Genomic DNA, 13605 nt, shown 5'->3' with positions numbered 1-13605 from the left:
CTAATGTCACCGCATACGAGGCAAGCGTCCATTTTCGCCACCCCTGACCAGTCTCCACACGAAACCCTATGTCGACCTGCGTAAATATGCATGTTGATTGTGGAGGCACGTGAGGGCTAACATAAACACACCGTCGCCACGTAATTGCTCTACGTCAATCCCTGCAGCTTCTTAACACGCAATTGCCTCCGGGTTAACGAGCCCGGAGGCGAGCGGGACCGGCGTATCGCCACGCGCCACATCTGACCGTGTCGAGGCACCGACACGAGACCCTGCGTCACACGCGCACCAGCCATCGGATTGGGGGATGCGATGGAAGACAGTATCCAGAGAGCCGTCGGTCGGGTCATCGAGGCCATCCGGGAGGACCTAGCGGAACAGCACACCGTGGACGGCATGGCGAAGACCGCCATGTTCAGCAAGTTCCACTTCACCCGGATCTTCCAGCGGACCACCGGCATCTCTCCGGGACGCTTCCTCATGGTCATGCGGTTGCACCGCGCCAAACAGCTGCTGCTGTCCACGTCGTTGAGCGTCACCGAGATCACCCATGAGGTCGGGTACGCCAGCGTGGGCACGTTCAGCTCGCGGTTCAGCAGCAGCGTCGGCGTCTCGCCGAGCACCTTCCGCAGGCTGGGCGGGGTGACACCGCAGGTTCCCATCGACCACCGGTCGGTCCCCCAGCCGCCGGTCCCGGCGATCCAGGGCACCGTGCACGCGCCCGATTCCGACCGCTCCGGCGACCGGATGGTCTTCGTCGGACTCTTCCGCGACCCGGTGCCGCTCGGGCGTCCGGTCCGCTGCACCGTCCTCGAACGCCCCGGAGCCTACCGGTTGGAGAGCCCGCCGCCGGGGCAGTGGTACGTCCTCGCCTACTCCAGGACCCGCGACAAGCAGAGCTACTGGCGCGCCAACCCCGAGGACCAGGACGCCCTGATCGGCGCGCACGGGCCGCTGACCATCTGCCGGCGGCCGGGCTCGATCGAGGCCGACCTCCACCTGCGGCGGATGACCCCGCTCGACCCGCCGATCCTGCTGGCCCTCCCCGTCCACTGACTCCACACCGACCCGCCCCGCCCTGACCGCCCCACCGCGCTCCGTCGACCGGGTCCCCGGGCACGCTGGCGGACCCGACGGGGTCGGAGCGCGGGGGCCGACCGCGACCACGTGACCGATCGGGTGCCCGCGCCACCGCCGGCAGCCACCCGGGCCGGCCGTCACGGCGTGAGCCGTCACGGTCGGCCCGCCGGCGTCGCGGCCCGGCGTCACCACCTGCTCCCGGCGCCTTCGGCCGTACCCGGACAGTCGCCCTCCCGGCGCCTTCGGCCGTACCCGGACGGTCGCCCCTCCCGACGGACCCGGCGTCCCGGGCCTGCCGCGCGGGCCCGCCACCGGCCGACGGTCGTCGCGAACCGGACACCCCGCCCCCGGCGCAGTCCGGCGGGGCAACGTCCACCGCGCCGACGCAACCGGGCCGCGCGACCCGCCACTGTCCGCTCCGGAGGCGCTGACGTTCCGCGAGGCCGCCGCAGCCGCTCGATGTGACCGCGCGGGCCCGCCGAGCGTGGTGGAGACTGCACGCCGGGCAACCCGGCGTCCACCCCTGCGGCCTGCTCTTGTCAGGATGTGCGGCGCTGCCGCGCAACTCGGGTGTGGAGGGTCGTGCTGGCGACTCTCTGCTGCTATCTTCATTGCCCAACGTGAGTTTCAAATCCGCACCGAGTGGTTGTGGGCGGCGCCGCCTGAGCGGCAGCCAGGGCGGCGCACCCAGACACAACCCGGTCGTCGTACCTCGGGTCCGTCCGTCGTACCCGTGGCCGCCGCGGGCCGGTGACAGCCCGCGGCACGCCTGACGCGTGCCGATGCGGCTAGCTCCCGCATCACCGGGAACCAAGGGGCTGGGATGGTGGACAACTTCAGCGGACCGTCACCGTCAGCGGCGCAGCTCGGCAGACGCCAACGGCTGGCCCTCGGCGCGCTCGGCGCCTCGTTCCTGATGGTGGCGGTGGACAGCACCATCGTCTACGTCGCCATCCCGAGCATCCAGCGTGGGCTGACGCTCTCCACGGCGACCGTGCAGTGGCTCATGTCGGCCTTCCTGATCAGTTTCGGGGGCGTGCTGCTGCTCAGCACCCGGCTGACCGACCTGTTCGGCCGCCGCCGGTTGTTCACCACCGGCCTGGCGGTGGTGACCGCCGCCTCGCTGCTGTCGGCCGTGGCCTGGTCGGGCGGGGTGCTGATCGTGGCCCGCGCCCTCCAGGGCACCGGCGCGGCGCTGGTCGCGACGACCGCGCTGCCGCTGCTCGCGCTGGCCCTCGGCAACGGTCCGGCCCGCTCCCGCGCGCTCGGCCTGTGGACGGTGATCGGCGCCTTCGGCGGCACCGCCGGGCTCCTGCTGGGCGGGCTGCTCACCGACGGCCCCGGGTGGCGCTGGGTCTTCCTCGTCAACGTCCCGGTGGGGATCGCCGCCGCGCTGCTCGCGCCGGTCCTGCCCGCCGACCCGTGCGCCCGCTCCGGCCGCCCGCTGGACGTGGCGGGCGCGGCGAGCCTGATCGGCGCCCTGGCCCTGTTCGGCTGGACGATCGTCGGGGCGTTCGCCGCGGACGCCTCGGCCCCCAACGCTCTGCTGCGCCTGGCCGGCGCGGTCGTGCTGCTCCTGCTCTTCCTGATCGTCGAGTCACGGGCCGCCCGACCCCTGGTACGCCTCGGGCTGCTGCGCTCCCGCACCCGACTGGCGGGTCTCGTCGTGCTGTTCACCGCCGGCACGGTCGTCGACGGTGTGCTGCTGTTGATCACCCTGTACGGCCAGGAGTCGCTGGGGTTGTCCGCCACCGGCTTCGGCGCGCTGATGGTCACGCTGACCCTGCCGTCGGTGATCGGCTCGTACGCCGGTCAGGCGGTGGCGCTGCGGCACGGGCTGCGGATGGTCGCCATGGCCGGCATGGCCCTGGCCGGCGCCGGCCTGCTGGCGCTGGCCATGGTGCGCGGCCCGCTGGCCACCGGGAACATCCTCAGCGTGCTGCCCGTCATCGGGGTCGGCGCGGGCGCCGCCTTCGTGGCCGCGCAGATCGCCGTCACCCTCGGGGCCACCGACGCCGACTCACCGGCCACCTCGGGTCTCACCGACGCCTCGTTCAGCATGGGTGGGGCCATCGGGCTCGCCACCGTGTCGGCCGCCCTCGTCGCGCACCAGGCGACGCCCGGTTCACCGGCGGCGCCCGCGCAGGTGGCCGCCGGCCTGCAGACGGCGTTCACGGTCGCCGCCGGCCTCGCCGTCGTCGGCCTGCTGGCGGCGCTGCTGCTGCTGCGCGGCGGCGCCCGCCTGCCGATCGGACGGTTGGACATGTGATGTGCGCAATTTCTACGGGGTCGGGTCGGCCGAACGGCCACTACTATGACTCAATGTCTCGACGCGGGTACGGACAGGATTGCTCGATCGCACGCGCTCTCGAGGTGGTCGGTGAGCGCTGGACACTGCTCATCATCCGCAACGCGATGGTCGGCGACTGTCGCTTCGACGCGTTCCTCAGCAACCTCGGACTGGCCCGCAACGTCCTCGCCCAACGGCTCAACACCCTGGTCGAGGCGGGCATCTTCGAACGGGTCCCCTACAAGTACCGCCCGCTGCGGCACGAGTACCGGCTCACCGCGCGCGGCCGGGAGCTGGCGCCGGTGCTGACCGCGCTGATGCAGTGGGGAGACAAGCACTTCGCCGGTGACGGCCAGCCGGAACGGGTCACCGTCCACGCGACCTGCGACCATCCCGTCGATCTGGTGGTGGTCTGCCCGTCGTGCGGCGGACCGGTGCCGGCCGACGAGGTGGCCACCCGGCCCACCACCCCGTCCGGATCCGCGGCCGCACCGACGGCCACGATGGACGGTGATTCTCCGGCCGCTCTCGCCGCAGCCCTGCCGACCGGCTCCTGACCGCCCCCGCCGGCCATGCGATCCGGTGTCCACCATGGACCGGATCCGGCGAGACAGGGCAACACGGGAGACGCCCGCGACGGGGCCAGACCGGAGAATAAGGGGACGCATCCGGCAAGGAGGTCGTCCCCGTGGTCCTGTCCGCCTCCGCGGCACCGTTGGCCCACCACCAACTCCTGGTCTTCCTCACCGCCGTGGCGGTCCTGCTGCTCCTCGCGCGCCTGCTCGGCGCGCTCGCCGAACGCCTCGGCATGCCCGCCGTGGTCGGCGAACTGCTCACCGGCGTCGTCCTCGGCCCGTCGCTGCTCGGACACCTCGCCCCGGGGATCACCGGGTGGCTGCTGCCCGACGACCCGGGGCAGATGCACCTGCTGGACGCGGTCGCCCAGCTCGGCCTCCTGCTGCTCGTCGGCGTGACCGGGACCCACGTCGACCTGACGGTGCTACGCCGCTACCGCCGGGCAGCGACCGCGGTCAGCGCGTGCGGCCTGCTGATCCCGCTCGCCCTCGGCATCGGACTGGGCCTGCTGATCCCGGCCTCGGTGTCGGCGACACCCGACGCGCAGCGGTGGACGTTCGCGCTCCTCGTCGGGGTGGCGATCTGCGTCTCGGCCGTGCCGGTCATCGCCAAGACCCTGTCGGACATGCGCCTGCTGCACCGCGACATCGGCCAGCTCACCCTCGCCGCCAGCGCCATCGACGACGTGGTCGGGTGGCTGCTGCTCTCCCTGGTCGCCACCGCCGCGACCGTCGGGCTCACCACCGGCACGGTCGGCCTCGCCGTCGGGTACCTGCTCGGGTTCGTGGCGTTCGCCGCGACGGTGGGACGGGTCGTGGTGCGCCGCGTGATGGAACGTGCCGCCCGCTCCGGCGAGCCCGGCCCGGCGGTGGCCGGGGCCGTCATCATCGTGCTGGTCGGCGCGGTGATCACCCACTCACTGGGCATGGAGGCGCTCTTCGGCGCGCTGGTCGCCGGAGTCCTCATCGCCGCCACCCGGTCGGCCCAGGTGCTCCTCGCGCCGCTGCGGGCGATCGTGCTGTCGGTGCTCGCCCCGCTCTTCCTCGCCACGGCCGGCCTCCGGATGGACCTCACCGCGCTGGCGGAGCCGGCCGTGGCGCTGACCGGCCTGGCCGTGCTGGCGGTGGCGGTCGTCGGCAAGTTCGCCGGGGCCTTCCTCGGCGCGTGGCTCGGCCGGCTCGACCGGTGGGAGGCGCTGGCCCTCGGCGCGGGCATGAACGCCCGTGGTGTCATCCAGGTGATCGTCGCGCTCACCGGGCTACGCCTCGGCGTGCTGAACACGGCGATGTACACCGTCGTCGTCCTGGTCGCCATCGTCACCTCACTGATGACACCACCCCTGATGCGCCTCGCCACCGGCCGGATGGCCGAGGGCGAGGAGGAACGGCTGCGCCTGATCGAGCACGACACCTGGCGGGGCCGGCACCCCGTCGGCAGCGCGCCACCGGCCGCGGCCGCCCGTACCGAGAGCGCCTGAGGCCCGATCGGAAGGCCCTGACCCGACCACCGGGACTGCGCCGTCGCCGACCGGGCGGGCCGGGTCCGGGCCCGGCCCGCCCGGCGACCGGCGTCGCCGGCGCGGCGCGGCCCACCCTCGACCAAGGGGCGGACCGCGCCGCCGGCACGAAGGACTCAGAGTCCGATGCTGGACTGCGGCCCGGCGTAGGTGCGCACCAGGCTCGGCACCTGGGACGCGGGGTCGAGCCGGTAGGAGTAGAAGCTGGACGGGTTGAACGCGGACCCGCCGGTCTGCTGCTTGCCGGTGGAGTTGACCACGATGCTGCCGGACTGGCGCAGTTCGGCGGTGGTGTCCTTGTAGTACGGGTCCTTGACGCCCTCGAAGTAGCTGTTCTCCAGCACCATCTTGGTGTGGCCGCGCGCGTAGTTGCCGTAGCCCGTGATGCTCTTCAGGTAGTTGTTGTACAGGTGGGCGTAGGCGACGTTGTCCGTGCTGGGGTTGCGCGGGCCGGTGTGGTGGATCCAGTTGTGGTGGATGGTCATCCGGGCCGTGACGTTCTCCGTCCAGCCGATCCCGAACGCCTTGTTGCCCTCGGCGATGACGTTCCACGACACGGTCAGGTTCGTGGTGTCCTTGCGACTGTCGATGAGACCGTCGTTCATCCGGACGATCCTGTTGTGGTCGATCCAGACCCGGTTGGCGGTGTCCATCTGGATACCGTCGTAGTCGAAGTCCTTGTCGTCCGGGTCGTCCGAGGCCACCCGGGTGTCCCGGATGGTCAGGTTCCGGATGATGACGTTGCTGGTGCCGGCGCCCAGGAAGAACCCACCGTTGACGATCTGGCCATTCGTGCCGACCCCGACGATCGTCTTGTTGGACCTGACCGGGATCTCCTTGCCGTACGGGCTGACGGTGATCGCCGCGTCGACCCGGATCACGTACGGGGCGCTGGCGCTGACGTACCTCTCCAGGTCGGCCTGGTTGGTGACGGTGACGGTGGCGCCGCCCGCCCCGCCGGTGGTTCCGGCGGCCCCGGCGAACCCGTCCGGCGCGTTCGAGTACGGCCCGCTCGGCGGTGGAGTGGTCGGCGGAGCGGTGGTCGGCGTGCCCGTGGTGGGCGCGGGGGCGCCGGTGCAGGTCGTGCCGTTGAGTGCGAAGGTCGTCGGCGAGGGGTTGGCGCCGCTCGTCGAGCCGGTGAACCCGAAGCTGACACTCCCGCCCGACGCGACGGCCGCGTTGTAGCTGACGTTCGTCGCGGTGATGTTCGACGTGCCGCTCGGGATGGACGCGTTCCAGGCCTGGGTCACCTGCTGACCACCGGTGAACGTCCAGGTCAGCTTCCAGCCGTTGATCGCGTCGCCCAGGTTGGTGACGGTGACGTCGGCGTTGAAGCCGCCGCTCCACTCGCTGCTGACCCGGTAGTCGACCCGGCACCCGGCGGCGGCCTGCGCGGTCACCGCCGTGGCCACGCCGGCGGCGGCCAGCACGGTGGTCGTGGCCAGGACGAGCGCGGACCGCCACGGCCCGCGCGCTTTTCTCACAGTCATGACATCTCCGGGGTACGTGGTGCTGGGGGTGTGGTGGGTGGGGGTGTTCACATCGGGTTCCAGCCGTCGGCGCCGGCCAGGTACCGCTGCGGGGTGTAGTTGGCCGCCTGCGCGTCGCTGAGCTGCGGACGGTTGCCGTTGACCGTCGCGCCGGCACCGGTGTTCCGGTACTCGAGGAAACGGGCGTTCTGCCAGGTGTTGCCGCTCATGTCGGTCCAGGGCTGCGAGTTCCTGATCGTGGCGCTGAGGGTCGACTCGCGGTACAGGACCTGGGCGCCCTGCCGCCACGGCCGGCCGAGCGTGGTCACGTTGTTCGCCGCTCCGGTGATCGTCGACCGGTAGAACAGGAAGCCGTAGGTCTTCGCGGCGTCCGTGCTCGCGGCGGTGATCGGTCCACCCGACGACCGCTTCTCGTAGATCGAACTGGTGTCGAAGACGATCGTGCCGCCGCCGAAGATGAAGTCGACGGTGCCCTCCACGTAGGAGTTCTTCACGTACGCCCGCGTCCGGTCGTTGACCAGGAAGGTGTCCTGGTCGCCGAGGAGCCGGACGTTGCGCAGCACCGCCCGATCGGCGTTGAGGTGCAACGCGACCGCCTGGTGGCCGCTGGTCGTCGAGCTCTCGTCGAAGTCGTTGGAGATCGTGAGGTTCTCGGCGACGAAGTTGGCGCCGTCGACGAACATGCTCGCGCTGCCGGACGTCCCGTGGGTGCCCGCGGAGTTGTGGTAGACGAGCACGACGTTCGACGGCGACGAGCCCAGGCCCTGGAGGGTGAGGTGGGGCTTGTTCGCCGGCACCCGGACGACCTGCCGGTAGGTGCCGGGCTTGATGGTGATGACGACCCGCTGGGTGTTGTTCGCCGGGACGGCGTCGATGGCGTCCTGGACCGTGCGGTAGGTGCCGGTGCCGTCGGCCGCGACCGTCGGCCTGCTCGCCGGCGGGGGCGTGGTGGGCGGTGGTGTGGTGGTGGGGGCTGTCGTGCCGGTGCAGGTGGTGCCGTTGAGCGTGAAGGTGCTCGGGCTCGGGTTGCTGCCGGTCCAGCTGCCGTTGAAGCCGACCTCGATGGTGGCGTTGGTGGCGATGGCGGCGTTGTAGTCCACGTTGGTGGCGACGACGCTGCCGCTGGTGGGACTGGCCGTGAAGCCCCAGGCCTGGGTGATGCTCTGCCCGGCCGGGAACGTCCAGCCGAGGCGCCATCCGTTGACGGCGTCACCGAGGTTCCTGATCTTCACGTTGGCGGTGAAGCCGCCGGTCCACTGGCCGGTGACCTCGTACGTCACCTGGCAACCGGCGGCGGCCTGGGCCGAGACGGCCGTCGCGACGCCCGCGACGGTGGTGCCGAGGGTGACGACGGCGGCGGCGATGACCGCTGCCACCCGTCGTCGTCCTGGTCGGTGGTTCACGTGTGGCTCTCCCCTGGGTCCTGATGCGTGGTGGCACGGCCGACGACGCGGGCCCGGCGGCGGTCGCGGCGTCGACCCGGTGGCTGACGCGGTGGTGAGGCGTCAGCGGCACGACGGGGCGGGTCACGCAGCCCGTCACAGGAGCAGACGGGTCACCGACGGGTGGATTACGGAAATCAGCCGGAAACTTCACGCCACACGAGCGGCAGCGCCGCGCCCGACGCGGGCGACGGACCCCGGATGGCGAGTGCCGGGCAGCGGCGGGGCTGCGCTCAGCGCTTGCGGCCGCCCGGACCTTCGGCGACCAGCTCGCCGCCCACCCGGCGCGGCGTCGCGGGGGCGGGCGGGGGCAGCTGACGGTCGTGCCACCGGCTGAGCAGCACCAACGACGTGATCGCGCCGAGCAGCGCCAGGAACATGTCCCACTGGGTGTCCCAGACGTCGCCCTGGGTGGCGAGGAAGTCGTCGGCGGCCGATCCCGCGGCCACCGCCGCCCACCATTCGATCAGCTCGAAGAAGGCGCTGAAGGCCAGGCAGGCGCAGACCACGAGTGGGCCCAGCCATCGGCTGGCCCGCAACGGGGAGCGCCGGACCAGGATCTCGCGGACCAGGATTGCCGGCACGAACCCCTGCGCGAAGTGGCCGAGCCGGTCGTACGGGTTGCGGGACAGGTCGAGCACGTCGCGCGCCCAGTCGCCGATCGGGGTACGCGCGTAGGTGTGGTGCCCGCCGACGACGAGGATCAGGGCGTGGACCGCCAGCAGGCAGCACAACAGCGTGGTCAGCGGGAAGCGACGCCAGGTGAGCAGCACGAGCGGGATCCCGACGATCACCCAGACCGTCTCCAGGAGCCAGGTGAGCCGGTCGTACGGCCGGATGCCGGACACGACCAGCGCGACGACGACCAGGCCCAGCAGTGCCTGCGGCAGGACAGGGCGTACTCGGGTCACCGGGACCGCCTGTTCGTGGGGTGACGGGCGGGCCATCCGCCGACGGGACGCCGACGATATCAACGCACGCCACTCGTGACGACCATGAGAACGGGCGAGGGCGACGAGCCCGGCGGCCGGCGGCCACCGCCGGTTGGCCCCGTACCAGGACGGGCCGGGGCCGGGCGGGACCCGCCGCGGCCGTGACGGTGACGGTGGACGCCGGCCGACGGACGCGGCCGACCGGTCACCGGCGCTGCGGTGCCGCCGGCGCGGGTCTCGGGCTCGGCGCGGGACGCGAGGTGGTGGAGTCGCCGTTCGTCGCCGTGGCGGAGCCGTCCGCGGCGTCGATGCCGGCGAACAGGTCGTCCTCGGGCAGGGACGTCGGGACGACCGAGGACGCGAGTTCGAAGTCCTCGGTCGGCCAGAGTTCCCGCTGCAGGGCGAGCGGCACCGCGAACCAGTGGCTGTCCGGGTCGATCTGGGTACGGTGCGCCCGCAGCGCCTCGTCCCGCCGGTCGAAGAAGTCGGCGCAGGGCACGCGGGTGGTGATCCGGTGCGTCACGTCGCGCTCCGGCGTCCACTCCTTCAGCCAGTCGTGGTACGGCGACGGCAGTCCCCCGGCGATCAGCGCGTCGTGCAGGACCCGCATCTTCGCGCCGCACCACTCGTGCACGTAGTAGAGCTTCAGCGGCTGCCAGGGCGCCCCGAGCGAAGGGTGGGCGGCACCGTCGGCGGCGAGGGTGAAGGCGGCTCGGGAGATCTCGTGCGAGCGGATGTGGTCCGGGTGCGGGTAGCCGCCCCGCTCGTCGTAGGTGATCATGACGTGGGGACGGAAGTCCCGCACCACCGCCACGAGCGGGCCGACCGCCTCGGACAACGGCAGGGCGGCGAAGGTCCCCGGCGGCAGCGGCGGCACGGGATCACCCTCGGGCCAGCCCGAGTCGACGAAGCCGAGCCCCTGCTGCCGTACGCCGAGGATCTGCACCGCGGCGGCCAGTTCCTCCCGCCGGACCTCCGGCAGCCGCCGGCGGACCTCGGGGCGGTCCATCGCGGGATTGATGATGTCCCCGGCCTCGCCGCCGGTGCACGTCACGACGAGCACGTCCACGCCCCGGGCGGCGTAACCGGCCAGGGTCGCGGCGGCCTTGCTGGACTCGTCGTCCGGGTGGGCGTGCACGGCCATGAGCCGCAGTGGCGACGGTGACGACATCGGCGTCCTTCCTGCTCTCCGTCGGTGTGTGCCGGCGGGTGGGCGGTCTCAGCGGGCGGCTCGGACGAGCGCCGCTCCGCCGTCGACGTTGATGAACTGGCCGGTGACGTGGGCCGCCGCCGGCGAGCAGAGGTACGCCACCGCGTCCGCGACGTCGGCCGGCCGCTGCGCCCGGTCGGCCGCCGGTTGCCGTAGCGGCACCCGGTCCTCGGCGACCCGGTCGAACTCGGCGCGGTCCACGGCCCGCCACTGCGGACTCCACACGAACCCCGGCCGGACGCCGTTGGCCCGTACCCCCTGGTCGGCGAGCACGACCGCGAGCGAGGTGGTCCAGTGTTCGAGGGCGGCCTTGGCCGCGCCGTACGCCGGGGACACCGCCCACGGCATGGTCGCCGCGATGGAGCTGACGTTGCACACGCACCCGCCGGCGACCAGCCGGCCGTGCACCGCCCGGGTCAACCGGTACGCCAGCGACAGGTTGAGCCGCAGGATGTCGTCCCACACCTCCTCCGGCGGCCAGTTGACGTCGGTGACCGGGCGCAGAGCCGGACGACGTTCCCCGCCGAGCACGTTGACCAGCACCGACAGCCGGTCGGGCAGCTCTGCCGCCAGGGTGGCGACCGCCCGCGGGTCGCCGAGGTCGTGCTGCCGGAACTCCGCGCCGGGCGGCATCGGCGCACGGGGCGCGGCGAGGTCCACGCCGATCACCCGGTCGACCACGCCCCGACCGAGCAGCCGTTCGACCACGGCGGCGCCGATCGTGCCGCTCGCGGCGGTGACCAGGGCGGTGGACGGGGCGGTCATCGCGCCTCCTCGGCGGTCGGCGTGGCGACGAGCGGCGTCCCGGCCGGTCGGGACGTCCGCCGGTCGACGATCGTCCGGTAGTCGCGCACCAGCCGGGCCATCGTGAACCGCTCGGCGACGACGTCGGCCGCGGCCGCGCCGAGACGGCGGCGCAGCTGCGGCTCGGCCAGCAGGTGCCGCAGCGCGGCGAGCACCGCCGAGCGGTCGGTGGGATCCACCAGCAGCCCCGTCCGGCCGTGGTCGATCTGCCGGCGGATGCCGCCGACGTCACCGGCGACCACCGCCCGCCGCTTGACCATCGCCTCCGTCACCGCCAGGCCGAAGCCCTCCTCCAGGCTCTTGTGCACCACCACGTCGGCGCGCCGCTGCACGGCGTTGATCAGGAGGGCGGCCCGGGTCTCGTCCCGCAGTGAGGTCAGCAGGAGGTGCACCCGGTCGCGGTCGGGCCCGCGCATCGCGTCGCGCTCGGCCCGCACCTCGTCGAGCACCCGCAGCCCCTCGGGATCGTCGGGGATCTCGGTGGGGTCGACGCCGGCCAGCACCAGGTGCACGTCGTCCGGCAGGTCGGGCACGAGCCGTACCACGCCGGTCATGTCCTTCAGCGGATCCCACCGGGCCACCTGGGCCACGACCCGGGCGCCGGGCGGGAGGGGACGGTCCTGCTCGACGGTGGCGACGGCGTCGGGGGCGGGGTGCGCGCCGACCAGACCGGTGGCGGCGAGCGTGGCCTCGACGGCGTCCGGTGACAGGGGGCGGTTCTTCGGCCCGTCCGGGTCGACGGCGGGCGGGACCACGTGGGCCGCCACCGACGGCGGGGCGAACTCGGGCAGCGTCGTGACGACGCCCTCCAGGGCGGCGAGGTCCGCGGCGAAGGTGTCCCACACCAGGGCCGGGCCGTCGACTCCCGACCTGGTCGTGCCGATGTGGCAGTGCCAGATCACCCGGGCGCCGGCGGCGGCGAGCGCCGGGGCGAGCCCGAGGGTCTGCGGGTCGTGCAGGGCGACCAGGTCACCCGGGCCGACCTGCCCGGCGAGCCACCGGGCCTGGGGCGCCAGGACCGCCCGGTAGTGGGCCACCGCCCGCGCGTCGAGGGCGCCCGCGTCGCCGGTGCCGTGCAGCAGGTGGTGCAGGTTCTTGGTGGTACGGAAGAAGTCGTGATCCCCGGCGATCACCGCCCAGCCGGTCGCGATGCCGGCCGCGGCCTGCGCGGGGACGAGCCCGTGCAGCAGTTCGGCCACGCCGCCGCCGGTCGCCGTCGCGTTGACGTGCAGGACCCGCCCCCGCCCCGGCGGCGGTGGCGTCACCCACGTCGGCCTCACCACGTCCGCCCCTCGGGCCGCCGGGCCGGGACGACGCGCCGCAGCAGGTCCATGCTCAGCCGGATGCTCTGCTGCCGGGGCAGGAGCGCGTCCTCGTGCTCGATGTAGACGGTGCCGTCGAAGCCCTCGTCCTGCAACGCGGCGACGATGCCGGGCCAGTCCATCTCGCCGAGGCCCAGGGCGCGGAACCGGATCGGCGGCTGCGGACCGTACCGGCTCCAGCCGGCGCCGGGCGGGGCGGCCGACCCCTGCCACCGTTGCAGGTCCTTGGCGTGGACCGCGGCCATCCGGACGCCCCACGACCGCACCGCGTGCACCGGGTCGTGCCCGCAGGCGGCGAGGTTGGCCGGGTCGACGCAGAGCCGCAGCACGTCGTGCCACTGCGGGTTCTCGGCGAAGAGCAGGTCGGCGCTGGCCCGGTCGTAGACGATCTGCTTCGGATGCGGCTCGATCAGCACCGTCACCCCGGCGTCCCGGGCGGCCCGCACGATCGGGTCCAGGTGCTCGCGACACTCGGCGATGTTGTCCCGCCAGCTGACGTCGCTGCCCCACCAGGACAGCCAGCGGGCGAAGTCCGGGCAGCCGGGCAGCAGCCGGACGGCGTCCGCCCCCAGCCGCTGCGCCAGGCGGATGGTGCCGGTCGCGCAGGTCGTCGCGTGCCGCCGCTTGTCGGCGGTGTCGCCGGGACGGACCGGGTCGGTGTGCGGGCCGTGCGGGCCGAGCAGGAGCTGGGCGTCGCGGCTGTTGCTGACGCAGCCGACGTCGCGGCCGGCCAGCAGCCCGGCGACCTCGTCGAGGTAGTCGGGGTCCTCGGCGCACCGCAGCGGGTCCACCAGCCCGAGGGAGCTGTCGGTGGGCAGGTCGAGGACGACCGGCCCGAACTCGTCTACGTGGTCGAGGGCCGTCTTCAGCCCGCCGCCTCCGAAGGCCGCCAGACACAGGCCCAGCCGCATGATGTCCTCCTCTCCTCCCGGCCGTCCGCCGG

The 13605-nt window shown here is 73.0% G+C and carries 11 protein-coding genes; 4 read left to right on the top strand and 7 right to left on the bottom strand.

Features of this window, described 5'->3' with window-relative positions; translation table 11 throughout:
* Window positions 1–312 precede the first annotated feature (312 nt).
* The 4 genes from ACPFP2_RS00935 (at window position 313) to ACPFP2_RS00920 (ending at window position 5423) form a co-directional block, all read left to right on the top strand.
* Window positions 313–1056 carry a helix-turn-helix domain-containing protein gene (locus ACPFP2_RS00935; protein ID WP_424085046.1) on the top strand — a complete coding sequence of 248 codons (744 nt, stop codon included), beginning with the start codon at window positions 313–315 and terminating at the stop codon, window positions 1054–1056.
* 847 nt (window positions 1057–1903) lie between these two features.
* Window positions 1904–3349: an MFS transporter gene (locus tag ACPFP2_RS00930; protein ID WP_424085044.1), complete on the top strand. Its 1446-nt coding sequence runs from the start codon at window positions 1904–1906 to the stop codon at window positions 3347–3349.
* Between the two features lie 104 nt (window positions 3350–3453).
* Entirely contained in the window at window positions 3454–3927 is a 474-nt protein-coding gene (locus ACPFP2_RS00925; RefSeq protein ID WP_424085042.1) for a winged helix-turn-helix transcriptional regulator, read from the top strand.
* A gap of 131 nt (window positions 3928–4058) precedes the next feature.
* Window positions 4059–5423 carry a cation:proton antiporter gene (locus ACPFP2_RS00920; protein WP_424085040.1) on the top strand — a complete coding sequence of 455 codons (1365 nt, stop codon included), beginning with the start codon at window positions 4059–4061 and terminating at the stop codon, window positions 5421–5423.
* A 155-nt stretch (window positions 5424–5578) separates the two neighbouring features.
* On the opposite strand, the gene ACPFP2_RS00915 is transcribed toward ACPFP2_RS00920, so the two are convergent.
* From ACPFP2_RS00915 to ACPFP2_RS00885, 7 genes are all read right to left on the bottom strand, one after another.
* Window positions 5579–6952: a cellulose binding domain-containing protein gene (locus tag ACPFP2_RS00915; RefSeq protein ID WP_424085038.1), complete on the bottom strand. Its 1374-nt coding sequence runs from the start codon at window positions 6950–6952 to the stop codon at window positions 5579–5581.
* A 47-nt stretch (window positions 6953–6999) separates the two neighbouring features.
* Window positions 7000–8328 carry a pectinesterase family protein gene (locus ACPFP2_RS00910; RefSeq protein WP_424085036.1) on the bottom strand — a complete coding sequence of 443 codons (1329 nt, stop codon included), beginning with the start codon at window positions 8326–8328 and terminating at the stop codon, window positions 7000–7002.
* 299 nt (window positions 8329–8627) lie between these two features.
* Window positions 8628–9305 (bottom strand): DUF2238 domain-containing protein, encoded by a 678-nt coding sequence (locus ACPFP2_RS00905; protein ID WP_424085034.1) that lies wholly within the window; start codon window positions 9303–9305, stop codon window positions 8628–8630.
* A gap of 226 nt (window positions 9306–9531) precedes the next feature.
* Window positions 9532–10470: a mycothiol conjugate amidase Mca gene (gene mca / locus ACPFP2_RS00900; RefSeq protein ID WP_424085673.1), complete on the bottom strand. Its 939-nt coding sequence runs from the start codon at window positions 10468–10470 to the stop codon at window positions 9532–9534.
* Window positions 10471–10545: 75 nt separating this feature from the next.
* Complete coding sequence (locus tag ACPFP2_RS00895) at window positions 10546–11301, bottom strand: SDR family NAD(P)-dependent oxidoreductase (protein ID WP_424085032.1); 756 nt, start codon at window positions 11299–11301, stop codon at window positions 10546–10548.
* Window positions 11298–12623 (bottom strand): glycosyltransferase, encoded by a 1326-nt coding sequence (locus ACPFP2_RS00890; protein ID WP_424085030.1) that lies wholly within the window; start codon window positions 12621–12623, stop codon window positions 11298–11300. The genes ACPFP2_RS00895 and ACPFP2_RS00890 overlap by 4 nt, the downstream gene beginning before the upstream one ends.
* Entirely contained in the window at window positions 12617–13573 is a 957-nt protein-coding gene (locus ACPFP2_RS00885; protein ID WP_424085028.1) for a sugar phosphate isomerase/epimerase family protein, read from the bottom strand. Before ACPFP2_RS00885 ends, ACPFP2_RS00890 begins: the two co-directional genes overlap by 7 nt.
* Window positions 13574–13605: the final 32 nt, after the last annotated feature.

This window comes from Micromonospora citrea (genome assembly GCF_049629545.1).
Taxonomy (GTDB): domain Bacteria; phylum Actinomycetota; class Actinomycetes; order Mycobacteriales; family Micromonosporaceae; genus Micromonospora; species Micromonospora citrea_A.
This window is presented reverse-complemented; position numbering and strand designations above follow the sequence as displayed.

What these genes read in the sequence shown, in the direction of transcription:
- ACPFP2_RS00935 (WP_424085046.1), top strand. Translation starts at nt 313, where the DNA reads ATGGAAGACAGTATCCAGAGAGCCGTCGGTCGGGTCATCGAGGCCATC.
- ACPFP2_RS00930 (WP_424085044.1), top strand. Translation starts at nt 1,904, where the DNA reads ATGGTGGACAACTTCAGCGGACCGTCACCGTCAGCGGCGCAGCTCGGC.
- ACPFP2_RS00915 (WP_424085038.1), bottom strand. Translation starts at nt 6,952, where the DNA reads ATGACTGTGAGAAAAGCGCGCGGGCCGTGGCGGTCCGCGCTCGTCCTG.
- mca (WP_424085673.1), bottom strand. Translation starts at nt 10,470, where the DNA reads ATGGCCGTGCACGCCCACCCGGACGACGAGTCCAGCAAGGCCGCCGCG.
- ACPFP2_RS00895 (WP_424085032.1), bottom strand. Translation starts at nt 11,301, where the DNA reads ATGACCGCCCCGTCCACCGCCCTGGTCACCGCCGCGAGCGGCACGATC.
- ACPFP2_RS00885 (WP_424085028.1), bottom strand. Translation starts at nt 13,573, where the DNA reads ATGCGGCTGGGCCTGTGTCTGGCGGCCTTCGGAGGCGGCGGGCTGAAG.